The organism is Bacillus cereus group sp. N12 (assembly GCF_016483575.1).
GTDB classification, from domain to species: domain Bacteria; phylum Bacillota; class Bacilli; order Bacillales; family Bacillaceae_G; genus Bacillus_A; species Bacillus_A toyonensis.
In genome coordinates this window covers 140,832-164,308 of record NZ_JAEHBO010000002.1, presented here as the reverse complement: position 1 = coordinate 164,308, position 23,477 = coordinate 140,832, and the positions used below count along the sequence as shown (strand labels likewise).

The window sequence follows — 23,477 nt, the reverse complement described above, 5'->3', positions numbered from 1 at the left end:
GTGAATTGAGGATCTTATCTTTTCAAGGCCAAAATCAGTACATGAAATTATATCGGCGATAATTCAAATATATCAGCGCTTCTTTCGTTTTATCGGTGATTTTCAAAATATATCGACCGATTCTTAAAATATATCAACGATTATACGGTGAATATCGACTTATCGATAAAAAATGTCAATCCTCAATAAATCGCTACCTTTTAACATTCTATGTCACCAAATGTAATTTTCATATTCGGAGCATATACTAAAGATGAATGTATATGGAGCGCTTTAAAAAATCGTAGTTCTGCTTCATATTGAGCTAATGCTTCATCATATGTTAATCCTCTTATCATTAAACGTTCTATAAATTGCTGTTTATCACCCGGGTTGTCCGCAATCCCCTCTTCTCTTAATGAATGATACAAACTGTGTTTATCATTGTGATGCATACTAGAGTCTAAAAAGTTCACTTTATCGCTCACTCTACACTCAATATTTTTCACACCTAATTTACTTAAATACATCGGTATTTTCATGCCAATATTTCCATCTTTACCGTTTCTCTGCGCGTCTTTTTCAAATAACTTCTGCAAAGCACCTAGTTTAATAATTTCCAATTGATTCTCTCCATTTAAGACATATGAAGACATATTTGAAATCCAATGTGGTTCAAAACAGATTATTTTACCACCTTTTTTAATTGCATGTATCATTTTTTCTAACATCATTTTTGGAGTATTCATATGTAATAAGAAAGCATGACAGATTGCTATATCGTATTTATCGTTCAGTTCAATTTCTGTAGCATCCCCCTCAATAAATTCTGATTCATATGGAAGTAGATGAAACAACTCTCTCGCTTCAGCAAGTAATGTTTCTCCACTATCAATGCCTGTATACTTTGATCCTTTTGGAAGTAATGGCATTAATACTAAGCCTAAATAACCATATCCACAACCGAAATCCACGATATGTACGGGCTTATTAATCTTCCAAACTGAATTTACTAAAAAACTTACATAATCGTCGTTGTAATATAAATCTCTTGTATTTTTTAAATATGTTAGTTTACTGTTCCAGTCGTATGTTTCCAAACCTAACGCCTCCTTATATAACATTACACTTCTCCATTTAATAAAGACATTCCTATACTTTAAAGAAAAGTTAAGTTTAGTTTTAAAAAAATGAAACTTTTGCTTATACCTTTCCTATAAATATAAAAAAGGTATACATATCTACTATGATACGTACACCTTTTTATGTTACATCTCCTCAGGTGCCTCCACCCCAAGCAAACGTAATCCCTCTTTTAATACAACCGTCACAGCATAAACTAATGCCAGTCTGCTGTCTTTCTCTTTACTCTCTTCCAATATACGCACATTTCCATAATATTTATTGAACGATTGTGCTACATCTAATACGTATTTCGAAATGATTGATGGCTCATTTTTGTTGAAGGCTGCTTCAATTACTTGTGGGAACTTATTCAGTAATTTTACGACACTCCAGCTATGATCATCTTTTAAAGCAAACGTACATGTTTCAAATTCTACACTTTCTTTTCTTAAAATAGAGCAAGCACGCGCATGTGTGTACTGTACATATGGTCCTGTTTCTCCTTCGAATTTCAGCATATTTTCTAATGAGAATTCGATATTATGCATACGCTCATTTTTCAAATCGTGGAAGATGACTGCTCCTACACCGACTTGCTTTGCTACTTCTTCTTTCTGTTTTAAGTTTGGGTTTTTCTCTTCAATATTTTGTTTTGCAAGATCTATTGCTTCCTCAAGTACTTCTTCAAGTAAAATAACTCTTCCTTTACGTGTCGACATTTTCTTACCATCTTTTAAAATGAACCCAAACGGTACATGTTCCATGCCGTCAACCCAATTGTAGCCAAGCTTTTTTAATACAGTGAAAAATTGATTGAAGTGTAAACTTTGTTCCGGGCCAACTACATATAGGGCTTTATCAAATGCATATGTGTTTTGACGATATAACGCTGCCGTTAAGTCACGTGTTGCGTAGATCGTCGCACCATCGGATTTTCTAATTAAGCAAGGCGGCATTCCCTCTTCTTCTAAATTAACGACTAATGCGCCTTCTGACTCTTCAAGCAAATCATGCTCCTCTAAAATTCCAATGAAATCTTCCATTAAGTTATTATAAAAAGCTTCTCCTTGAAAATTAGTAAATTCTACACCGAGAAGTTCATAAATTCGAGAAAATTCTTTTAAGGATTCGTGACGGAACCAATTCCAAAGCTCAACAGCTTCTTCATCACCTTCTTCTAATTTCTTAAACCAAGCACGCCCTTCTTCTTCTAGTTCTTCGTCGTCTTTTACCTCTTCATGGAATTGAACGTATAACTTAAATAATTCACGGATTGGATCCTCTTTAACTACTGCTTCATTTCCCCATTTTTTATAAGCAGTAATTAACTTTCCAAACTGTGTTCCCCAATCCCCAATATAATTAATTCCTACAACTTCATAGCCACATTTTTCAGCGATATGTTTCAGTGAATTTCCAATCATTGTAGAACGTAAATGCCCCATCGAAAAAGGTTTTGCAATATTTGGAGATGAGTAATCAATAACTACTGTTTTTTCACATCCAAAGTAGTTTTGACCGTATTCTTCTTTCTTAGCTAAAATCGTTTTTAATACAGCATCACTTACAGTTTCACGATTGAAAAATACATTTACATAAGGACCAACAGCCTCTACTTTCGTAAAGAACGGATCATTTACTTTCTCCGCAATTTCCTTTGCGATAATAGCTGGTGATTTTTTATATTGCTTCGCTAGTGAAAAACATGGGAACGCTGCATCTCCGAATTCATCTTGTTTCGGTGTTTCGATTAAATCTAAAATTTGATTTTGCGTTAATTCATTTACAAAAATATTTGATAAACTTTTCGCAAACTGTGTTTTATATTCCATACTACAACCTCCTTATTTTTTTAAACACAAAAAACTCGTCTCTATATAAGAGACGAGTTTTAACCCGTGGTACCACCCTTGTTGTTCATTACGAACCACTTTCCCGTTTATAACGAGGACAGGGGACCTCGGCTTACTCTACTATTCGTTCAAGAAGCGTCTCCGAAGTGCGCTTCATCTTTTTCTTCCGCACTAGGCTCACACCATCCCTAGCTCGCTTTCCTTCTGAAAAAGACTACTCTCTTCATCACAGACAGTTTATTTAATTAATTATTGCTTATTATACATCTTTTCAAACAATTAGCAAGGGTCAATTACACCAAAGTGAAACTTAGCACTTTTTCTTTTGTATACGTGAAAATTGTGTTTTTCAAATCTAGAACTACGGAAATGATCTTTCAAAACGACACGCTTTCTCGCCACTCGCTTCGCCTCTGCAATTGTTTCATCAGTAATATCATGATACAAAGCGAAGTGTTTTAATCCTTTAATTCCATCTGATTCTATGACAGTTTCTTCAAACATCGGATCAAGATATACGACATCATAACTATTGTCTTCACATTGCGCTAAAAATGAAAAATGCTCCGTTTGCTTTACTTGGATTCTTTGCATTGCCTTATCGATTTCAGCAACTGATGAAGACCATGTTTGCAAACCTTTTTCCATTATGTAAGCCATATATTCGTTACCTTCAAGTCCTGTTACCTTTCCACTTTCACCAACAATATAGCTAGCTACAATACTATCTGATGCCATGCCGAGCGTACAATCTAGCACTGTCATCCCTCTCTCTAATTGGGCAGCTTGTACAAACGGATCGTGTTCTCCGCGCATTAACCTTTTCACACGAAACATTGCTGAGTTTGGATGAAAGAATAACGACTCTTCCGTACCTTCAGGGTAAATAGCTAATCGGTTCTTCCCTACAACAAGCACATCTTGTTCATATTTCTCATGCAGTTTGTGCACAGGTATATCATTACGTATAACGAAAGAACTATTTAATTCTGTCGCTACTTTTTTTGCATAAGATGTCATTTCTTTGTTCGTTCGTCCTGCTGTTGTTACTATCATTATTTCACCTCTATATAAAGAAAAGAGGGAGATTTACTCTCCCCCTTCTTTAGCAATTCTTTTCGAAAGCTTGTTCTAAGTTCGTAATAATTTCGTCCATAGTTGCACCTTCAATTTCATGACGGTGAATAAAGTGAACAACTTCTTTTCCTTTTAATAATGCCATAGATGGTGAAGATGGAGGAATTTCTCCGAAGTATTCACGCATTTTTGCAGTAGCATCTTTATCTTGACCTGCAAATACAGTTACAAGATGGTCAGGTTGTTTTTCAGCACGAACAACTGCTTGGCCTGCTGATGGACGCGCTAAACCAGCTGCACAACCACAAACTGAGTTTACAACTACTAAAGTTGTACCTGATGCATTCTCCATAAATTCTGTAACAGATTCTTCTGTAGTTAATTCTTCAAATCCAGAACGCACTAATTCTTGACGCATTGGAATTACCATTTGGCGCATGTATTCTTCATAAGCATTTGACATCTTGTATCTCTCCTTCAACTTTCATTCCAAATTCATCATATCACGCTCTATTAGTAGGTGCAAAAGAAAGATAGTGACGTTTTCATTTTTTTGAAGGGATTTCACAAACCCCACCGCGGCAATGTCCGACTGGGACAAGTTTTCTATTGTTAGCGATATAATCGTATACTTTGCTTCCAAATCCAAGTACGATAGATAATTTTATAAAAGGCACTGCAAACCAATAAGATGGAACGGCCTTCGCTAATACGTTTATGCTATGAATTCCGTCATACCATTTATTATTTTTAAAAATATACATCCTTTGCTCCATCTTACTTTGTAGTTCTTGAGAAAGATCATACTTCTTAACTACATCATCATCTCGAAATGAAACAAATGTCATTTTACCCTTTTTATCTAATTTCTTCGTACGCTCTGCCACTGCAGTACACATCGGACACCAACTATCATAGAAAACAATCATATATTATTCCCCTTTACGAGATTCCGTCATTTGTTTCCATACAGAACCTTTTGCTTCTTCGCCGCCTTCAATACGCTCTAATGCAAGACGAGCTTGCATCGCTACTTCAAACTCTGGATCATCTTGCGCTGCTTTTAATGCCGGAATCGCACTTTCATCTCCAAGTTCAAATAAGAACATAGCTGCACGCCAGCGTACTAATTTACTTGGGTCTTTCAGCGATTTAATCATAACGAACATCGCTGCTGGGTCACCTACGTCTGATAAGCAATCCCCTGCAGTACGACGAACACTTACTGAACGATCTAATAACGCTTTATATAATAACGGTAATACTTCATCACCTTTTACCATACCTAAATAAGCTGTTGCTATGCGGCGGATAGATACTTTTTCATCGTCTAACGCCATTTTCAACACTAGAATATCCTCTTCAGTAGGATCCATTTGCTCTAAAGCTGCAAAACGATTTTTCCAGTCAGAATCTTTCATCATCTCTTCTGTTACTTTATATGGCTCACGCTTTTGAATCGTTACTTCAACTGCTCCAGCCTGATCTAATAATTCTTTAACTGTTTCATTTACACGTTCTTCTGAATAAGCAGCAACAATTTCTTCTACTACTTCTTTCCCTATTTCTTCAAAATTACCGTAACGTGTACTTTGCTCTACCCATTTACGCTCTTTCACAACGTTAGGTGCAGACATTTGCACTTTCATGATTGATTCTTTAAAACGATCAGGTAAACCAACACGCTCTTCCGTCGTTCCATCTGTTAACTTCACTTGCATCGGAATTGTAAAGAACATTTGAATAAATACTTTCACTTCTCCAAAGTGAGAAAGTTGCTGTTCTTCGCTTTCTTCTACTACTTCTTCACCGAAAACGGCACGAACTTGTTGTAATAAAACTTTCCAATCATACTTCGCATTACGCTCGACTGCTAAAAAGTCTGCTACATGATACACACCTTTAATGCCTTCAATTTTCAAAATTTCTTGCACTTGTACTGGTGCTTGTTCTTTATTTTCATTTGTATAATTATTACGCGCTCCTGATGGTAATACTTCATTCAAAATAACTTTCATTGTATTTGGACTTGGCGTCGGTTCAATTGCTTTAATCTTCACGTAAAAAACTCTCCTTTATTGCGTGTTCTTAGCTGTATTGTAACATGTTATCACTCTATACTCCTACTCGGATGCTTAATTTTACTACTTTCTTCCCGCTACCATACTATTTCATTTTTTACATTTCAAATTAGGAACGAAATTTTAAAACCGTTCGCTTCCGATAGGTTTTATTTTAAGGAGGGAATTTGTTCTCTTTGCCCTACATAAAAAGAGGTATCTATATCCTAGTTAGATCATTCATTTTAAAGTGAAGTGCAGTTAATAAATAAAGCTCTGGAGGATACTACTAAAAAAGAAGAACGATTTATATATAAAAACGTTCATACGAATGCGCTCTGAGGGACTTGTTGGTGGAGAATTGATTTCTGAAGACATTTTGATTGTAGATATTCCGAAAGATGAATTAATGGAATTGCTTAGAGTGATAGAAAGAAAAAAGGCGAACCCTTTATGAAATTAGGAGGTTCGCCTTTTTTGTTACGATAATTCCATATTATGTCAAAAGTATTTGTGTATGATATACATCATCATGGTGTTAGCAAGCAAAAGTATATTCTTCATTCCTGAAAACAGTAGATGGAAGATTGTGACCTTCTGAGTCTGCTAAGAAAGAATACACAAGAACATCCTCAACATCATCTTTATTTCCTCTAATGATGACATCAAGAAAATCTTCTATATGGAATTCTGGAGTAAACAACACAATCTTAGATGTTCTGTTTGGTCCTAAAGAAACAATAGTACGAGAGATTTCAACTAATTCATTTTGCGTTGGGAAAAAAGTGTTTGGACTTCTCTTAACAATTACCGTCACATTACTAGTATGGCAGCGTGAATCATTGTTTAACATAATATTGAGAGCAGTTGGAATAATACCATTCTCAGAAACCGGAACTCGAAAAACCCCAGTAGATTTATGAGCCATATAATCACATCCTTTCAAAATAAAATAGTCTTAACAATATAGTAGATGCAAGAAAAGTTCATTTTGATAGGGACAAATTATGTGATTAATATGCACATAATTATCTTCAATATTAATAAATCAATGATTCAAAAGATTAACAAGTACCGTGAAAAATGTGGAATAAAACCAATCTAATAATCCCAATTCAATGAGTAACCATTTCCAGAGGAATCTTTCAATATTCAGTATAAAAGATTTTAAATTTATAATTTTCGTTAGCTTGTTTTTCTTCAAAATTGCTGACGGTACCCCTTCTTTAACTTTATTAAAATACTTTCCACAAAATTTTTCCGAAGCTATTACTTAAAATCCCCTTTTATTACGATGCCCCCTCCCTCCTTCTCTCCAAAAAGGTAATACTCTCAATCACAACTTCAGTTCTATATATTTTCTTTCCTTTCTCATCATCGTGATTATTCGTATGAATACGCCCTGTAATTCCAACAAGTGATCCCTTCGTACAGTATTCTGTTACATTTTCAGCTGCTCTTCGCCATATAACACAATTTATAAAATCTGCTTGTTGTCCACCTAAACTATTTCGAAATCCTCTATTCACTGCAACACATATTCGTGCATAAGCGACGCCTTGTTTTGTGTAGTATAATTCTGGATCCTTTGTCAATCTACCGATTAATACAACTCGATTCATCATAAGTTATACCACCTCGCATGTTTTTCTTCATTGTAAAGAAAAATGTGTGAAGGGTAAAAAGGATAAAATTATATATTTCTAAAGTAAAAAGGATTACTTTGCATATAAAAAAGCAAAAAAGAAACCCTACATATTATGAACATGTAAGGTTTCAAGATATATTATATTTCACTGCAAGAGATGTAATACCCTCCGCGAGCCATTTTTATTTCAGCGCTAAACAATGCATCGTCTAAGTAGAATGTAATCGGTTTAACTTTACTCTCAAATTTTAGTAGTTCATTACATTCAGTTGCATACCCTTCAATGGCTGAAATAATGCATTCTACTGACGGATATGTTAAAGCATCATCTAGTTCTATGAAAAAACTTTTAGAAAATAGTTTTTTCATAATCCCTTTCTTCTCTTTCATCATATTCCATCCCCTTCCATTCAAACTTCTAACATCCACATTATACCATTCATTCAATTTATCTTTGAAAATAAAAAAATCCTGCACATTTCATGCAGGATTTTTTCATTAGTCATTTTTCGTAAAGTAAGAAACGAAACGAAGAATTTCTAAGTATAACCATACTAGAGTCATCATTAAACCCATTGCACTGTACCATTCCATATATTTTGGAGCTTGGCTACGTGCACCGCTTTCGATTAAATCGAAATCTAGTAATAAATTTAATGCAGCAACTACAATAACAACCGCACTAATGATAATACCGATTGTACCGCCCTGGTGAATATATGGAACAGTTACACCGAACATATTTAATAAGAATACGATTAAATACATAACCATAATTCCCATTGTCGCTGCAATTACACCCGTACGGAATTTATCAGTTACCTTTACAACGCGTGTTGCATATAAAACTAACATTGCAAATAGAATTGAAATTGTAAGTAATACAGCGTTTAAAACGATAGAATCGCCAAATTTCATTGTATAAACTGCTGAAATACTTCCTAATACAACTCCTTCTACCGCCGCATAAATTGGCGCCCCAATTGGTGCCATTCGCGGGAAGAAGATAGATGCAAATGCGATGATTGCCGCAATTACTAATGCACCAATTAACACTGGCATTTTCATCGTACCCTGCATCATCTGTATGTATGAATAGACAGACGTTGCAAGTAGCAAGATAAGCATGATAAACGTTTTGCCTACTGTTCCGCCAATAGTCATCGCAGAAGCGCTTGCTCCCTCTTTACGAAATGCCTCTTTTTTCAACATTGGATTAGATGTTCTCATTTTTTCCCTCCTAAAATAGGTTCTACCAATAGTGTAAAGTTTTTCTCTTTACTTTTCAATATATGCAGCTTGTTTTTATTTTAATCCTTCAACGATATCTGATAGTTCACTCCATCTTTCCATCGTTTTTTCTAGCTCTTCTTCTGTTTTCTGCTGTGCTTCAGATAATTCTTGTGCCTTTGTGAAGTCAGATCCAACTTTCGCAAGTTCTTCTCCAATTGACTCAATTTTCTCTTCTAGTTCGGCAATTGTATCTTCAATTGTTTCCCATTCACGCTGCTCATTGTATGAAAGTTTACGTTTACGTTGTTGTTTTGGAGCTGCTTCTACTACTTTTTTCTCTTTTTGAACTTCCGCTTTCTCAATAAGTTCTTTCGTTTTTTCCATTTCTAAATAATCTGTATAACTACCTAGGAACTCACGCACTTCTCCTCCGCCAGTAAAGATGAACAGTTCATCTACTACTTTATCTAAGAAGTAACGGTCATGCGATACAGTTAAAACGACACCTGGGAAATCTTCTAAATAATCTTCTAGTACTGTTAATGTTTGTGTATCTAGATCATTCGTAGGTTCATCAAGTAATAGTACGTTTGGTTCCCCCATTAAAATACGTAATAAATATAAACGTCTTCTTTCACCACCAGATAGTTTACCAAGCGGTGTACCATGTGAATGCGTCGGGAATAAGAAACGTTCTAACATTTGAGATGCACCAATTACTTTTCCATCTGTTGTATGAATAACTTCTGCAATCTCTTTAATGTATTCAATCATACGCTGATTTAAATTCATCTCTTCATTTTCTTGCGTATAATAAGCAACTTTTACAGTTTGTCCTACTTCAACTTCACCACTATCAGGAGATAACTTGCCTGCAAGCATATTTAATAGAGAAGATTTCCCGCTTCCATTCGCCCCAATAATTCCGATACGATCGCCTGGTTTCACAATATGATTAAAATTATGTAATACCGTCTTATCGCCAAATTTTTTCGTTACATCTTTTAACTCAAGTACTTTCTTTCCTAAACGACTTCCACTTAGTGCAATATCAACTGACTGTTTTGCAGCTGGCCCCTCTTGTTCCTTTAACTCATCAAAACGCTGAATACGCGCCTTTTGTTTCGTAGAACGGGCTTTTGCACCACGGCGAATCCAAGCAAGTTCACGACGATATAAATTTTGGCGTTTGGATTCTTGTGCCAATTCTTGCTCTTCACGAAGTGCTTTCGCTTCTAAAAATGTACTATAGTTTCCTTCGTAGCTATATAGTTTACCATTATCTAATTCAAAAATACGATTCGTCACACGATCTAAGAAATAACGATCATGGGTTACAAGTAATACCGCACCTGTATATCTTGCTAAATATTCTTCTAACCATTCAACTGTCTCATGGTCAAGATGGTTCGTAGGCTCGTCTAAAATTAATAAATCAGGTGTTTCAATAAAACACTGTGCCATTGCGATACGTTTTTTCTGTCCACCAGATAAATTCCCAACAGTTGCAGTGAAATCTGTAATTCCTAATTTCGTTAGAAGAGATTTCGCATTTGCATTTGCTTCCCATGCACTCATTGCATCCATACGTTGCTGCACTGCAAATAATTGTTCCTGTACTTTTTCATTACTTGGATCTTTTTCAATATTTAATAGTGCTTTTTCATAATCACGAAGAAGACGAATTAAAGGTGTATCACCATGGAACACTTGCTCTAATACTGTTAGTTTTTCATCAAACTCTGGTTGCTGTGATAAATAACTAATTGTATATCCACGTGAATGCGTCATTTCACCTGTATCAGAAGTTTCTAACCCTGCAATAATTTTTAATAATGTTGATTTACCAGTACCGTTTACACCAATAATTCCGACACGTTGTCCTTCTGTAATACTACATGATAATCCATCAAATAACGGTTTTTCTCCGTATGATTTCGATAAGTTCTCCACAGTTAACATTTTCATATTTGTGCATTCCACTCTTTCATAAATTGTTCTATAAACTGTTCTATATAACGATGACGAACTTCAGCTTCTTGTTTTGCTGCGTTCGTATTCATTAAGTCTTTTAATTTTAAAAGTTTTTCATAAAAATGATTTAAAGATGGATCGTTATTTTTTCTATACTCTTCTTTCGTCATTACTTCACGCGGCGGAATTGTTGGATCATACATTAATCTCCCTTTCGCTCCGCCATATGCAAATGTACGTGCAATCCCAATTGCCCCAAGGGCATCTAAACGATCTGCATCTTGAACAATTTTCCCTTCAACTGACTCAACTGCGCCACCATGCCCACCCTTATAAGACATATTGGCGATGATATGAAGAATATGTTTACTTTCTTCCTCATCTACATGTAACTCTTCTAACCAATCAGAAACTTTTTTCATTCCTGCTTCTTCACTTTCATTTAACTTTTCATCTGCCACATCGTGAAGTAATGCTGCCATTTCAATTATAAAACGATTTCCTCCTTCTTGCTCGGATAAAGAAATCGCCAGTTTATGTACGCGCTCAATATGATACCAATCATGCCCACTCGCATCTTTTTCTAAAATATTTTTTACAAAAGTAATTGTTTTTTTAATCTTTTCTTGTTTTGTCATTTTATCTTCACCCAGTTTCTTATTGTAACACGCCCGCCTTTTTTCATCACATATTTTCTTGTCCGCCCATACACTAGGTGGTAGGCATCATCATGAAGGAGGAATAAACATGTTCTATAATAATCAACCGCCTTATCCACAACAACCATTTTACCCTCAGCAACCGGAACAAAGATATACAGAACAATATGAGGAACAAGAATTACAACAGCCAGAACAACAATACGAACAAAATCCATATGACACACGTCCAAATTATGAATATCCTCAAAATCCATATACAGCACCGCAAACTCAAGAACAACAAAATCCATATGACACACGTCCAAATTATGAATATCCTCAAAATCCATATGCAGCACCGCAAACTCAAGAACAACAAAATCCATATGTAACTCAGCCACAACAACCACAATACCAACAACAAATGTATCAACCCAACTACGACGCACGTGTCTCACCACCTAAACCACCAACAATTGATCCAATGCAACCACAAATTTTACCACCAGGTCCGACTTTAGATATTACACAACCACAAATTTTACCACCTGGGCCTATTACAGAACCGACTCAACAACAAATTCAACAAGTTGTCGGTACACAATTTTTACCTTTAAAGAAACCTGTATTAGATTTCGTAAAACCTTGGGTAGATTATGGTTTAAATGAAGCGAAACATACTTCACATAAACACGCTTTAACAGAAGTCGCTGCGATTATGTTTTTAGTTGGAAAAGGATATAACCCAACAATTGCTCATTATATCGTTGAATCTTGGGAGAAGAATGAGCAGTTTTAGGGTTGTTCATTTTATATTATATAAAACTACAAAAGTGTCACAAGTGCCTGTCATACAAGCATTTGCGACACTTTTTATTAACTACACTAATGCTTATTACTAAAAATTCAACTTTAAAATATAAATAAAAAAAGAAAAGGACGATTTCTATCGCACTTTTCAAATCACATCCTATAAAGGCACTCTATTAGGATCTTCTCTTTCTAGGACCTACAATTAATTTAATTGCTGTTCTTTCTTGATTATTGATAGAAATCTCTTGAAATGCTGGAACAAAAGCCAAATCAACACCACTTGGAGCAACAAATCCTCTTGCAATCGCAATTGCTTTAATTGCTTGATTTAAAGAACCTGCCCCAATTACTTGGATTTCCACATTGCCATTTGCTCTTAGTACACCTGCTATTGCACCTGCAACTGAATTTGGACTTGATTTTGAAGATACCTTTAATATATTTTCCATGTAAGTTGCTCCCTCTATTATTTAATAGCTCTTTCGTTACAGTTTTAAATATTTCAACGTATCTTTAACTATTATTCACACCAAAAGCAAACAATGCTTCCTATGTAAATGAATTCGATACCTTTCGTCTTCTTCCTGCCCAACTGCACAAATAAAAAGTAACGAATAAAGACTCTAATATACAAACGTTTAAATAGGAGCAATTCGCTAAACGACAACATTATCGCACCAAAAAATAACAATGCTACTTTTTCAGGTGCAATTCGTATAATAAGCGTTTCATCAATACTTCAATTTATTTAGAACTTCAGTTCATTTTTCTACCAAATTATTATTTTTTTCGTCTTCAAAAATCGTTATACATATTATTCTAATAAACTACATTTCACCATTTGAGTGCTTTATATTCCAAATCTACCACCTTATACAGGACAGGCATACATGCCAATAGTAGTTCATTTATATATACTACTATGTATCTTACATTTATTAATCATCAGGAGGTAATATATTGGGTTCATACTATCGTTCTTCAAACTCGTATAAAAGATGTTCCTGCCACGATTCACATAAACCATCAAAGCCAACTTACGGTACTTTCTGGCAAACTGAGTTTATAACTGTTTCTTTTGGTGGTTCTTTCCCCTTATAGAACGTAAACCCCTATTTCATTATTCTGTTAACCTAATAAACATAAAAAATTGCCGTCCCCTTCTAACACAAGGTTTCGGCAATTTTCATATCAAAATCTATTCACTCTTACTTCTCCACATAAACCGACTTAACAATCGTACGATTATAAGGTTTTCCTTCTTTATTTATCCCTTTTATATCCATCGTAACGTTATATACCCCTGGTTGCTTTATGTCCTTCAAAGCACCTGTAAATGTATTTGTATTAACATTTTGTAATTCATTAAATTCAGAGACTAGCTTCCCTTCTTTATTAACAACTCTTACTGTTATGGAAAGATCTCCTTTCATTTCAGGTGCCGCAGGTGATTTTTTCAGTTTATACTCTGATTTGTTTATTTTGACTTTTGTTGGCATTTGTAGAACGAATGGCGCGCCACTTTTGTGATCGCTTACAATTAAGTATGCATCTTTCGACTGCTTCGCCATCATTTTAACTCTCCATTCTCCTACGTCCATTTTGTCAAATTTAAATGTACTAATTGTTGCCCCATTAAAGAAAGATTCACCTTCACCAGTAGTTATCGTACTATCTTTATTTGTATACACTTTTCCTTTTGGAGATATTAGTTGTATTTCTACATCAGAAGCAGCTGTTAATACAGAAACTATTCCTTCTGCCTTTTTATCAACCGCCACAGCTTGCTCTATCCACTGATTTTGTGGCAATTCTCCCCCTAAAATATTTTGATTAGAAGTTGTATTTAATTGCTCTATATTTTCTTCTGAACTATTACTTGGTGCTACTAAAGCTGGCACGCCTACATTTGCAGTACGTAAATATGGTTCAATTCGTGCGAAAACAGCTGATCCTTTTCGTATATTGTCATGATCAAATTTGGAATCTGTAAATAAATGTGTGCCATATGGTAGCTTAGCACTCCACTCATTTACTAATCCATCATTCGAGCCGTACGATGACAAATATAATCCGCCCATAGATAACGCAGAAAATACTGGTCCCCAGCTAGTCCCAGTAGCCGTATAGTAACGGTTTAATTTAACTGCTGGATTATTATCTATCGTTGAACGAAATTTTGCCATTTCCCCTATTTGTAACGCGTACGTACCATCATCTTTTTGACCTAATATAGAAGCAAGCCAACCTGCCCACCAACTATATGATAAATCCGCTAAATTTGAGCCGTGATGTGGTGTCGCAAGTGTAATAACATTCCCAACAAATCGATTCGCACGATATCCAACTAATGCCGCTTGTGTATCTATACCGCCTTTACTATGCGCTACAATAGTAACCTTTTTACCGAAATGATTATATATTTCTTCCAGTTTTTGTGCTAACAATTTTCCGTTGTCCCACTGACTAGCCGATCCTTTCCCTGCCGCATCATATAATTGAATAAATACCGTTTGATATCCCGCTTTCAACGCATAGTCATACATATCATTTATATCGTGATATACAGTCTTTCCATACCAACTATCCGCATTACCATTTCTGCCTTGTACAAAGAGAATTGGAGGCTTATTCTCATCATAATTAGTTGGTTTTTGTCCTAAAAACCAATCGCCAGGTGTAAATACTTCTGTATCAGGAAACCCCTTTCCAAGCTCTTTTACAACTTCTGCCCTTACATTTGTGCTAATCGATGGAGCCATGATAAAAAATATAATTAGTAAGGCAACACATCTTCTCATTAATCGCATGTTACTCCCCCCCACTTTTTTTGAAAGAAGGTGCTCTTTGTAATAATTTGTATTTTCTCCCTTAATAATAGCTAATCTTTTTATTTGAAAAAGATGTTAGCCCTATATTCATGTGATTACTCGTACACCCTCTTCCTTAACTCACGTTATTCTCTTCGTTTCCATCTCTTCCTTTTGAGTAAACACGACAAAAAAATTTCTCAATACTTGTTAACTTCACTACATCCAGATGTTTTTCAAATCATGATTGTTTATATAAAGCATACAAATCTTGAAAAAATTTTAGTGAAAAAACATTTTATTACTAATTAGTTATTTAAAAACATAATGAAGATATGTATTTTCTTTTCATTACATACAAACGAATTTAAAAGAAGCTTGTATTGTAAGACTTTCCTATGACTAATTATTTAACTGAAATTTCAAAATATACAATCATATTTCCAGAAACATATATTATGATAATTTTCGCAGACTTGAATTAAGTTTTTAGAAGTACTAACCTATCGGTAAGCAGAAGAAAATTCTGTAAAAAGAAAGGAGAATGCTTTATGATGACCAATTTACAAAAGGAGTTTTTTAAACGATTAAAAATTCCCGCAAAAGAACTAACATTTGATGATTTAGATGAAGTCCTCTTAAAAATGGGAATGATTTTCCCCTATGAAAATCTTGATATTATGGCTGGTACTATTAAAAATATTTCAAAAAATAACTTAGTAGAAAAGTTACTTATTCAAAAACGAGGCGGTCTTTGTTATGAATTAAATTCCTTATTGTATTACTTTTTAATTGATTGTGGGTTTCAAGTATACAAAGTAGCTGGTACTGTATATGATCTTTACGATAATAAATGGAAACCTGATGATGGTCATGTCATTATCATTTTAAGTCATGATCATACAGATTATATTGTGGATGCAGGTTTTGCATCTCATCTCCCTTTACATCCAGTCCCCTTTAATGGCGAAGTCATATCTTCTCAAACGGGAGAATATCGAATTTACAAACGAAATACCCGAAAAGGTACACATATTTTTGAAATGCGAAAAGGGGCAAACGGCGAATCTACAAGTTTCTTACAATCTGAACCTTCAAACGAATGGAAAATAGGCTATGCTTTCACTATAGATCCAATAGATGAGAAAAAAGTGAATAACATTCAAAAAGTAATTGTAGAGCATAACGAATCGCCTTTTAATAAAGGGGCTATCACTTGTAAATTAATTGATTATGGTCACATATCATTAACGAAAAAAAATTATACAGAAACCTTTAAAGGCACAAAAAATAAACGACCAATAGGTTCTAAAGAATATGCTCGCATTCTTCGTGAATCTTTTGGAATCACTCAAGAGAAATATGTAGGAAAAATATTAGAAAGAGGCTAGTTGATTAAAAATATTTCATAATAAAGCAGATTCTATATATAGAATCTGCTTTATTTTATAATTTTTTATAGCGTGATTCCTTATCAGTGTTACTCTTTTAAAAGACTAGTATTATTAAGCATTTCTTTTTGTGCCATGTATTACTTACATTTCAATTATATACTCATCATCATATTTATCGTATTGTAGCCCTGCTCCTATTTTTGATTCCGTAACTTGATCCCTTAAAAACGGTGCGGCTTCCATTTTGCTAGTTGCAATTTCAATTCCATATTTTTTCGTTAAATGAGCTAACTCTATTAAAAACCACTCTCTTCGCAATGAAACTGGAATATCTAATGTTCTTCTTTTCATATATAATAGCACCTCTTTTATTTTCATAACTTAAAAGAATATCACTTATCAAAACTATCGTTCATCACAAACGTCAATGAAACATTATAGTATATGCATGTCCATTTTAAACGTGCTAATATAAAACACCATTATAGTTTACATAAAATAATTATGTAATAGTAGAAAGAAGAGGCTTATCCTCCTCTTTCTACTATAGAGATTTAAATTAAGAACATCTTGGTACACCAAAAGCTAAAAATAATGCTGCTACTCCTGCTGTAATCGGTACTTTTAACGTAATTACATCGTCTACCTTCGTTACTAAAAAATACGCATTACCTTCTTGTAATATACAATTCACTAACAATTGAAATTCCATTCAAATCTCCTCCTTTCAATCGATATACTATAATTTATGAAATCTCTTTAAAAAAGTAATAGGAAATATATCCATTTTTCTTTATATACAAATTAATTGTTTATATGTCTATTAAAAATATCAATTTTCGAAATTTATATAAAACGTGTATTATCCAATAAGTTCCTATATAATCAATAGAGAAAATCTTACAAATAGAGGTATGAAAATGGCTATTTTGAGTAATATTGGTGGCGTATTATTTCTATTTGCTTTTATTCTTTTAATCTTATGTATCCTTTTCATTCTTTAAGAAAAATGCAAAAACAAAACAATATGGTCGTCCTACCGTTATCCTTTTTATAATTTCTATTGTATTAATAATGACCGGTACAACAAAATCTGAACACCCAGTTATCGAATTTTTTACTTTGGCGTTTTATATCTTCCAACTCATTAAAGATTGGAATAACACTTTCTAATTTCTTTTTATCGATACGTTCATTTACAAGGTCCCGTCCTAACATTGAAATGAATGTACCAATTATAACCGCTTGTGCTGGTTTAGTTAATTTGGCTTTATCCATCCTTCATCCCTCCAAAATAAAAAGCACCCGAATGGATGCTTTTTCATTAAGTATTACATTTGCATTTCAATCATGGTAAATGAAGTTTTATTCTTCTTTCAATCACCTAATCTTATTTACATTTATCTGTTTCAGCAATATTAAATAACTAAAAGAAGAGCAAAACCCCTTCTCCGTTTATACAACGTAAATTGCAATTGAATGTGAAATGAAGAACAACCATTCATCCAGTCTGCAACCATCGCCACCAGTTATGAAGATCCATTTTCAGAGGAATTTTATGAGCAATGTTTTCGTCCACTTCTCACAATACAAATATATCACGTTAACTCCAAAACGACCGGCACATTTACTGCAAAAAAGCGGTCACGAATCTGCCACCTTTCTTTAATTGATTGTAGCCCTTATTCTATTAAGTAATGAATCTTTTAATTCCCTCTCATCTTTCCAAACAATATGGCTATATTGTCTAGTATCAAAATGCAGATTTGCTAAGTCATTTTCCCTGCAAGTCCATATTACAGGTTTACCAAGTCCCATTGCATAGCCGGCTTCAAAATAGACGTCACCTCTATGTTCAGTAAAATCTGCAATTATAAATTTACTTTGTCTTATTTTAACTATAATCTCATCATCAATTTTGTTATTGTGTTCCACTTTATCAATTCGAATAGGCTCATAACCTGCTTCTTTTACAGCCGTTGCAATTGCATTCTGATATAGACTATCCATTTTTGGACTAAACGACATAGCGACAAACACCTGCTTAGTATCCGCTTCTCTTCCCTTTTCTAATTCTGCAATACGATTCCACCCTTTTGCTGTAACTGTAATATGTGCAGGAAAATCTGCTGCAGATAGCTTAGATATCTCAATTAATTCGTCCTGAAATAATTGGTTCGCTATATATTTCATTTCCAACAAATGAACACTCTGTACAAAAAATAGAGATTTATCTGATTCACGAATATATAATGGGTCACCTGGAAATTTTGACAATTTAGCTAAGTTTATTAATGACTCATCCAATCTATCAGAAGCACTATCTGGATATTCACTTAATAGATCCGCTAAAAGATAAATAGGATACGGAAATTCTGAAAGATTTTCATCTGGTCGATTAAGAAAAATCATTATTTTTCCCATCCCTCTAATGTTTCTCTTTCTTAAAATTGCAGAAAGTTTTCTCTTCTGCTCTACATTTAATTCGATTCTCGCTTCTTCAATCATGGAAAATGTGCCACAATTCTCACATTTATATTGCTCTGCACGTCCCCCTCCCACTCCTACTAATTGGGGTTCCTCAATAGAGTTTTGACAAACCGGACATCTTTCCCTCATCACAACCACCACTTTCTTGTTTATAGCATAATATTAACATATAAATAATTGACTTACCCTTATCTTATATTGTGTGTAACTGATCCTATCACTGAATCCCTTGCTATCATTAATTTTATTTAACTTTCTCTTTTGAGTTACACAGTACAAAAATTATGAGTAGCTGTATAGGGAGGGATACCACCAGCATTTTTCAAAATAACCTACGCTATGCGGGAACATAAAATAAAGCTGCCCATATGGACAGCTTATTTACATAATTCTCGAAAGTGGAAGTTAATCAACGAGGGTTTAATCTCAATATTTTCTTGATTTAATGATAATAGAAGATGGTCTCCGTTTTTCATTTATTAATTCTGGCATTTTTTCTAATCCTGTTGGAGTTGACTCTGGCTCAATAATTTTCTCAATTACAAAACCGTTGTCTATAAGAGTATTAATTAATGTTGAAATTGTTCTGTGATATTTAACAACACCATCTATCCACCAATGTTCCTCTCTTTTTCCTTCTTCTTGATAATTATCTAATGCCCAATGCAATCTGTTTCCATTATTATCCTTAAACCAATTATTCATTTCCTTTCGAGCTGTTACTATTGGATGTTCTGTTGAAAAGATAAATTCACCATCATTTTTTAACAGATCTCTTATTTTCTTAATTAGATGTGAGTAATCTTCTATGTAATGTATAACTAAAGAACTTGTTATTAAGTCGAATTTTTGATTTGGCAAATTAAGTTCTTCTATTGGTACACACATATAATCTATTTTTTCGTTTTTGTTATACATTTCAGCTTGTTCAATCATATTTCTTGAGATGTCCACTCCTATAACTTTCGAGGCACCATTTTCTACACAGTACATAGAAAAATGACCAGTTCCACATCCCAAATCTAATACAGACTTATCTGTAAGATTAGCAATTATAGATTTAATTGCTGGCTGTTCAACAAAATCATTAAAGGTAAATCCATTTTCACGTAATGACTTATAATTTTTAAAGAAAAACGGATTATCATAAATGTTTTGTTTCATTATATACCTCCTATAATACAATCTATATTTTTTATATTCTAGGGGGCATCCAAAAATTCCTATATTAACCAAAATACACTTCAACTAACCTGCCATTTAGTTGAATAAGGAACAGTGTATATCCTATACATGTTAGGTTGACATAACGTCTCATTATTGGAAGTGAAATGTGCTTATACATCCAGGCTGTTGATGATAGCTAATATTTGATGATCTGTCCATTTGCCATTAATCTTTACATTTTCTTTAGCTATACCTTCTTTTTTAAATCCTACTTTTTCTAATACACGAATAGATGCTATATTGCTAGGCATAGCTCCTGCTTCAATTCTATGTAGTTTTAATTCTCTAAATGCAAAGTCTACAACAAGTCGAAGAGCCTCTGTTGTATAGCCCCTTGAATTATGCTCCCTATCTAAGGTAAATCCCGTATAACAGCTTTGGGCGGGATCCCTAGCAATTTGAGTTAATGAAATGTCTCCGATAAGTTTATCAGTTGCTTTTAAAAAGATTCCAAAAGCGTAAACTTGATCTTCAGCTTTCTTTTTTAATGCTCGTTCAATGCGCATTTTTTGATGTTCTTCTGTATAAAAGACTTCTGGGAGTAATGGACAAACTCGTTGAAAAAATTCGCGATTTCTAGTGTGTAAGTTAGCTAACTCGCTCGCGTCAGAAATTTTGTAAAGTCGAAGATATATTTGCTGTCCTACGATTTTCATAAAAAACCTCCGATATCCTTTTAATACAATTTTATTCTCGTCAAATCTTATAAATTCCTTTTTTATATTATATTCATGTTAAGCTAACATGACGTCTCATTATCGATAACAAGGAAAGGTGGGCCCATCCTCTGACAAAGGAATTTCCTTTTTTTGTTCTACAGATTTATGCATTATTTTATACATTCCTATCCTGACGCAGGTTTTCGGGTTCTCTTTTGTTACTGAATTATCCAAAAACTGTATAAATTTTTGTATGCTCTTAGCATGGGGGTTTTCAAAAACGGTGACGGTACCCCTAGATTTAAAAAGAAAAAAGCAATGATTCGATTTCAAACCTAGTCATTGCTTTATCTATTGCATCTTGATTTACACCTATATAACGTAACATGACCTTCTCTGAAGAGTGATTGAATATCTCCATGATTAATGTGCTATGTTTTTCGTTTACATGTACATATGGTACCCGTACGTCTTTCTTAGCGTATGCGTTCTATTTCATCTAAACTAAACTCTGCTGCGGCTATACTTAATATCTTATATGCCATACTACGACCGATAGGACGATTCTTTCATTGTCTACTTTGTAATAGGTATTCATGATCTTCTCTTTCTTCTATAAACCATTTCAGTTCTCTTTTTAATGCTGCAGTATTTTGAATACGTTTTTGTTTTCCTGTTTTCTTTTCCCTCATAGAGATATGACTCGTTTTTACATCTTCTACCTTCAATTTTAAAATGTCAGAGATTCTCAAGCCTGTATTGATTCCCATAATGAATAAAATTTAATTTCGTGCACACTTCTCCTTAAACTACTTTTTTAGCTGCTGTATTTCTTCTGGATCACGTATCTGCTAAACAAAATTCATTATTCATTACCTCCAGTTTCTTCAGTCTCATATACTTCTAATCTAAGAGCAAAAGCTAATTTATAAAAAGCACTAGATCTATTTCGTCTATACGTACGCTCACTCATACCAACATTTGCTAAAGCAATATCTTCTGCTGGCTTCCCTACCATATTTGTTGGACCATGATATCTTACCTCGCTAGATGCTGTAACCTTCATCTCATTTCTAATCATCCCAAATTGTCTATAAATACGAACATTTTCAAGAATCTCTTCTAAACGAGCCTGCGTTGCTTTGCGATCAATTTTAGGTAAAAAAGTTAATTGCGCCATATATAAAAACACCCCTTATATATTTTGTTAATAAAAACAAAAAAGCGGACACCGAACTACAGAGCAATATTACTAATGCTCTTATAGTTCGATGTCCGCTGATTCTTCCAGTAGGACTATATTTATAGATATTGTTATATCATTTTCTCATATTTTAGTGATTTTCTTATTAGAAAAAGATTATTTTGTAACAAATTTATAAAATCCATCTTCATTGAGCACTTTATATCTAAAAGGATTAATCATGAAAATTTTGGAATACATATTACTTAGATTGGTTGGATTGCATTATTCAGAACATGGTGGGCTATATTCTTTCATTGAGTTTTTTTAAATCTCAACATCCATTATAATTTTTAAAGAAAACTTTTTAGATCAAGTAGCATATTATACTAGATAAGGATATATTCCACAAAATTTTGAAAGGAGGACTCTTTATGAATACAACTTTAATTTCCCATTTCTACAATGAAGAGTATCTACTCCCATGGTGGTTAATGCACCACACAAAATTATTTGATCATGGTATTCTTATTAATCGTGGGTCTACTGATCGCTCGGTTGAAATATGTAAATTATTTGCACCTCATTGGGAAATCCGTGATTCAAAAGTATTAGAGTTTGATGCCGTATTAGTTGATCAAGAAGTAATGAACATAGAAAAAGAAATTACGGGCTGGAAAATGGTGTTGAATACCACTGAATTTCTTTGCTGTTCTAATAAAGAAGAGTTTTTTTCATCACTTACTAAATTAAAAAGAAAAATGTATTCCATTAGAACTATTTTAATGGTAGATAACCCTATGCATGCCTACACTAAACCGAGATATGGAATTCCACTCGTCAAACAACGTTTTCATGGAATAGTAATTCAGCCTGTGCCTCTTACCATTTATAGCGGCGGTAGATTAATTCACAATTATTCCCATGGTAACTATTCAGTAGGAAGACATAACTCGTTCTATTCGTTTACTATTTACAAGTATCCTGCTTTCATTTTAAAGTTCTTTTACAGTCCATGGAACAGCGCTATGAAGGACCGAAAACTACAGATTGGTCCTACTCTTTCTAAACATAGCACCCAGAATGGTTTGGGTACTCACCATCTTGTAACACTAGCTAAATTAGAAGAAAATTACATACACTACGCAAACTTAACTAGCGATCTTCGATTAATGCCAGAATATCAATTGTTATTTCCAGATTTATGTTTTCCAAATTAATTATTGTATCTATAAATCAACACGATCCATAATTATTCAAATAACTTTTCATGGCTTATTTTCATATATTCAGTATTCCCTCCATACAATA

At 33.9% G+C, this 23,477-nt stretch carries 24 protein-coding genes, 3 pseudogenes and 1 other annotated feature; of the genes and pseudogenes, 5 read left to right on the top strand and 22 right to left on the bottom strand.

From position 1 onward, the window contains the following. Positions 1–200: 200 nt before the first annotated feature. The 12 genes from JDS92_RS01910 to JDS92_RS01855 all read right to left on the bottom strand — a co-directional run bounded on the left by JDS92_RS01910 (position 201) and on the right by JDS92_RS01855 (position 11,587). The gene (locus JDS92_RS01910) at positions 201–1,103 is read right to left on the bottom strand and encodes a class I SAM-dependent methyltransferase (RefSeq protein WP_199631434.1); all 903 of its coding nucleotides are present in this window, start codon (positions 1,101–1,103) and stop codon (positions 201–203) included. A 144-nt stretch (positions 1,104–1,247) separates the two neighbouring features. After that, on the bottom strand, positions 1,248–2,936 hold the full coding sequence (argS, locus tag JDS92_RS01905) for an arginine--tRNA ligase (protein ID WP_199631433.1): 1,689 nt from the start codon (positions 2,934–2,936) through the stop codon (positions 1,248–1,250). A gap of 45 nt (positions 2,937–2,981) precedes the next feature. Beyond that, positions 2,982–3,196, bottom strand: a binding site (T-box leader). Between the two features lie 40 nt (positions 3,197–3,236). Next, the gene (locus tag JDS92_RS01900) at positions 3,237–4,013 is read right to left on the bottom strand and encodes a class I SAM-dependent methyltransferase (RefSeq protein ID WP_199631432.1); all 777 of its coding nucleotides are present in this window, start codon (positions 4,011–4,013) and stop codon (positions 3,237–3,239) included. A gap of 49 nt (positions 4,014–4,062) precedes the next feature. Further along, positions 4,063–4,497 (bottom strand): BrxA/BrxB family bacilliredoxin, encoded by a 435-nt coding sequence (locus JDS92_RS01895; protein ID WP_000063715.1) that lies wholly within the window; start codon positions 4,495–4,497, stop codon positions 4,063–4,065. 82 nt (positions 4,498–4,579) lie between these two features. After that, the gene (locus tag JDS92_RS01890; RefSeq protein WP_000634894.1) at positions 4,580–4,963 is read right to left on the bottom strand and encodes a thiol-disulfide oxidoreductase DCC family protein; all 384 of its coding nucleotides are present in this window, start codon (positions 4,961–4,963) and stop codon (positions 4,580–4,582) included. 3 nt (positions 4,964–4,966) lie between these two features. Beyond that, positions 4,967–6,094, bottom strand: a complete 1,128-nt coding sequence (locus JDS92_RS01885; RefSeq protein ID WP_000692595.1) for a conserved virulence factor C family protein — start codon at positions 6,092–6,094, stop codon at positions 4,967–4,969. 538 nt (positions 6,095–6,632) lie between these two features. Then, positions 6,633–7,022, bottom strand: coding sequence for a hypothetical protein (locus JDS92_RS01880; protein WP_000940649.1), 390 nt, complete (start codon positions 7,020–7,022; stop codon positions 6,633–6,635). Positions 7,023–7,383: 361 nt separating this feature from the next. Then, positions 7,384–7,719, bottom strand: a complete 336-nt coding sequence (locus JDS92_RS01875) for a single-stranded DNA-binding protein (RefSeq protein WP_199631431.1) — start codon at positions 7,717–7,719, stop codon at positions 7,384–7,386. A 161-nt stretch (positions 7,720–7,880) separates the two neighbouring features. Then, positions 7,881–8,135: a DUF4318 domain-containing protein gene (locus tag JDS92_RS01870; protein WP_199631430.1), complete on the bottom strand. Its 255-nt coding sequence runs from the start codon at positions 8,133–8,135 to the stop codon at positions 7,881–7,883. 105 nt (positions 8,136–8,240) lie between these two features. Continuing rightward, positions 8,241–8,972 (bottom strand): Bax inhibitor-1/YccA family protein, encoded by a 732-nt coding sequence (locus JDS92_RS01865; protein ID WP_001260657.1) that lies wholly within the window; start codon positions 8,970–8,972, stop codon positions 8,241–8,243. Positions 8,973–9,047: 75 nt separating this feature from the next. Beyond that, the gene (locus JDS92_RS01860; protein ID WP_199631429.1) at positions 9,048–10,943 is read right to left on the bottom strand and encodes an ABC-F family ATP-binding cassette domain-containing protein; all 1,896 of its coding nucleotides are present in this window, start codon (positions 10,941–10,943) and stop codon (positions 9,048–9,050) included. Continuing rightward, positions 10,940–11,587 carry an HD domain-containing protein gene (locus tag JDS92_RS01855; protein WP_199631428.1) on the bottom strand — a complete coding sequence of 216 codons (648 nt, stop codon included), beginning with the start codon at positions 11,585–11,587 and terminating at the stop codon, positions 10,940–10,942. The genes JDS92_RS01860 and JDS92_RS01855 overlap by 4 nt, the downstream gene beginning before the upstream one ends. 109 nt (positions 11,588–11,696) lie before the next feature. On the opposite strand from JDS92_RS01855, the gene JDS92_RS01850 reads away from it, so the two are divergent. After that, complete coding sequence (locus JDS92_RS01850; protein ID WP_199631427.1) at positions 11,697–12,389, top strand: hypothetical protein; 693 nt, start codon at positions 11,697–11,699, stop codon at positions 12,387–12,389. A 187-nt stretch (positions 12,390–12,576) separates the two neighbouring features. On the opposite strand, the gene JDS92_RS01845 is transcribed toward JDS92_RS01850, so the two are convergent. Further along, positions 12,577–12,852: a stage V sporulation protein S gene (locus JDS92_RS01845; RefSeq protein ID WP_000427795.1), complete on the bottom strand. Its 276-nt coding sequence runs from the start codon at positions 12,850–12,852 to the stop codon at positions 12,577–12,579. Positions 12,853–13,363: 511 nt separating this feature from the next. Between JDS92_RS01845 and JDS92_RS31495 the strand changes: the two are divergent. After that, positions 13,364–13,498, top strand: a pseudogene (locus JDS92_RS31495) (preprotein translocase); the annotation flags it as partial. Positions 13,499–13,611: 113 nt separating this feature from the next. Here JDS92_RS31495 and JDS92_RS01840 read toward each other — a convergent pair. Continuing rightward, the gene (locus tag JDS92_RS01840; protein ID WP_097956838.1) at positions 13,612–15,213 is read right to left on the bottom strand and encodes an esterase/lipase family protein; all 1,602 of its coding nucleotides are present in this window, start codon (positions 15,211–15,213) and stop codon (positions 13,612–13,614) included. Between the two features lie 551 nt (positions 15,214–15,764). Here JDS92_RS01840 and JDS92_RS01835 point away from each other — a divergent pair. After that, positions 15,765–16,604: an arylamine N-acetyltransferase family protein gene (locus JDS92_RS01835; protein ID WP_199631426.1), complete on the top strand. Its 840-nt coding sequence runs from the start codon at positions 15,765–15,767 to the stop codon at positions 16,602–16,604. Between the two features lie 144 nt (positions 16,605–16,748). On the opposite strand, the gene JDS92_RS01830 is transcribed toward JDS92_RS01835, so the two are convergent. Together JDS92_RS01830 and exsG are read right to left on the bottom strand one after the other, a co-directional pair. Further along, the gene (locus JDS92_RS01830) at positions 16,749–16,958 is read right to left on the bottom strand and encodes a hypothetical protein (protein ID WP_000830258.1); all 210 of its coding nucleotides are present in this window, start codon (positions 16,956–16,958) and stop codon (positions 16,749–16,751) included. A 208-nt stretch (positions 16,959–17,166) separates the two neighbouring features. After that, positions 17,167–17,319 carry an exosporium protein ExsG gene (exsG, locus tag JDS92_RS01825; protein WP_000395673.1) on the bottom strand — a complete coding sequence of 51 codons (153 nt, stop codon included), beginning with the start codon at positions 17,317–17,319 and terminating at the stop codon, positions 17,167–17,169. A 208-nt stretch (positions 17,320–17,527) separates the two neighbouring features. Here exsG and JDS92_RS30765 point away from each other — a divergent pair. Then, positions 17,528–17,747: pseudogene (locus tag JDS92_RS30765) on the top strand (excalibur calcium-binding domain-containing protein); the annotation flags it as partial. Here JDS92_RS30765 and JDS92_RS01820 read toward each other — a convergent pair. From JDS92_RS01820 to JDS92_RS01795, 6 genes and pseudogenes are all read right to left on the bottom strand, one after another. Then, positions 17,676–17,885: a hypothetical protein gene (locus JDS92_RS01820; RefSeq protein WP_098710786.1), complete on the bottom strand. Its 210-nt coding sequence runs from the start codon at positions 17,883–17,885 to the stop codon at positions 17,676–17,678. The pseudogene JDS92_RS30765 and the gene JDS92_RS01820 overlap by 72 nt on opposite strands. Positions 17,886–18,272: 387 nt before the next feature. Continuing rightward, positions 18,273–19,226 (bottom strand): TIR domain-containing protein, encoded by a 954-nt coding sequence (locus tag JDS92_RS01815; RefSeq protein WP_001209143.1) that lies wholly within the window; start codon positions 19,224–19,226, stop codon positions 18,273–18,275. A gap of 297 nt (positions 19,227–19,523) precedes the next feature. Continuing rightward, positions 19,524–20,261: a class I SAM-dependent methyltransferase gene (locus tag JDS92_RS01810; protein ID WP_000812398.1), complete on the bottom strand. Its 738-nt coding sequence runs from the start codon at positions 20,259–20,261 to the stop codon at positions 19,524–19,526. A 173-nt stretch (positions 20,262–20,434) separates the two neighbouring features. After that, a complete protein-coding gene (locus JDS92_RS01805) occupies positions 20,435–20,980 on the bottom strand; it encodes a GNAT family N-acetyltransferase (protein ID WP_000706290.1) in 546 nt (181 codons plus the stop codon). A gap of 304 nt (positions 20,981–21,284) precedes the next feature. After that, positions 21,285–21,831, bottom strand: a pseudogene (locus tag JDS92_RS30760) (tyrosine-type recombinase/integrase). 17 nt (positions 21,832–21,848) lie between these two features. Continuing rightward, on the bottom strand, positions 21,849–22,163 hold the full coding sequence (locus JDS92_RS01795; RefSeq protein WP_000068012.1) for a hypothetical protein: 315 nt from the start codon (positions 22,161–22,163) through the stop codon (positions 21,849–21,851). A gap of 437 nt (positions 22,164–22,600) precedes the next feature. Here JDS92_RS01795 and JDS92_RS01790 point away from each other — a divergent pair, with 437 nt between their 5' ends. After that, positions 22,601–23,386: a glycosyltransferase family 2 protein gene (locus JDS92_RS01790; RefSeq protein ID WP_199631425.1), complete on the top strand. Its 786-nt coding sequence runs from the start codon at positions 22,601–22,603 to the stop codon at positions 23,384–23,386. Positions 23,387–23,477: the final 91 nt, after the last annotated feature.